Annotated in this window: 1 protein-coding gene; it reads right to left on the reverse strand. The window is 71.7% G+C overall.

What is annotated here, in order from left to right:
* Positions 1-46: 46 nt before the first annotated feature.
* Complete coding sequence (locus QH283_RS12585) at positions 47-910, reverse strand: alpha/beta fold hydrolase (protein ID WP_280503186.1); 864 nt, start codon at positions 908-910, stop codon at positions 47-49.
* Positions 911-1,015 lie beyond the last annotated feature (105 nt).

Here is a 1,015-nt window from a genome sequence, read left to right on the forward strand (position 1 = left end):
CCCCCCGGGGGGGGGGGGGCTCGGCCACCCCCCCGCCCACCCGAGGTCAGCGAGCGAGGAAGGCCAGCACGACCGCTTCCCAGGCCTGCTTCTGCTCGATCATCACCCAGTGCCCGCAGTTGGGGAAGATGTGCAGCTCGCCGTTGCGCAGCAGCCGCATCGGCAGCAGCGCCATGTCGACCGGGCTGACCCGGTCGTCGCGCCCCCAGGTGATCAACACCGGCGCGGTGAGCTGCCCCAGCTTCGCCCAGCTCGGCGTCTCCACCGCCCTGGCCGCCTCGGCGATGCGCGCCAGCGCCGCCCGGCCGTACATCCGGCGCGAGTTCTCCAGCGTCGCCGGATCGGTGGCCTGCTGCCAGCGTTGCTCGATCAGTTCCTCGGTGATCAGCGCCGGGTCGTGGACCATGGAACGCAGCCAGGCGACCAGCGCTTCCCTCGTCGGGTTCTCCACGAACTCGCCCAGCCGGATGATGCCCTCGCCGGGGGCGGCGCTGAACAGCGGCGTCCCGATGCCGCCGACGGTGACCACCCGATCCACCCGATCCGGGTTCGCCAACGCGAAATCGGTGGCCACGAAGCCGCCCATCGAGTTGCCGATCACGCGCACCCGGTCCAGGCCGAGTCCGTCGAGGAAAGCGGTCACCGCCTGCTGGGCCGACATCATCGGGTGCGGGGCGCCGAAGTCGTCACTGATGCCGAATCCGGGCAACTCGAGCACCAGGGTGCGGTAGTGCGCGGCGAAGGCGGGGACGTTGCCGCCGAAGTTGCGCCAACCGGTGACCCCCGGCCCGGAGCCGTGCAGCAACAGCAGCGGCGGGCCGTCGCCGCTTTCGCGATAGCGCAGCACCCCGCGCTCGGTGGGCAGCTCCCGCAGCTCGGGAAGAACGTCGGTTTCGACCGGTGTACTCATGTCCGAGAGCCTGCCACCCCCGGCCCGGATTCGCGGCCGTGTTCCCGGTCAGCGGCACGCCTTTCGCGGGCGGGCAGCGGTGCTCAGTGCAGGCGCGGAATGGCC

The sequence above is a fragment of the Nocardia farcinica genome (assembly GCF_029867845.1).
Taxonomy (GTDB): domain Bacteria; phylum Actinomycetota; class Actinomycetes; order Mycobacteriales; family Mycobacteriaceae; genus Nocardia; species Nocardia farcinica_A.

What these genes read in the sequence shown, in the direction of transcription:
- QH283_RS12585 (WP_280503186.1), bottom strand. Translation starts at nt 910, where the DNA reads ATGAGTACACCGGTCGAAACCGACGTTCTTCCCGAGCTGCGGGAGCTG.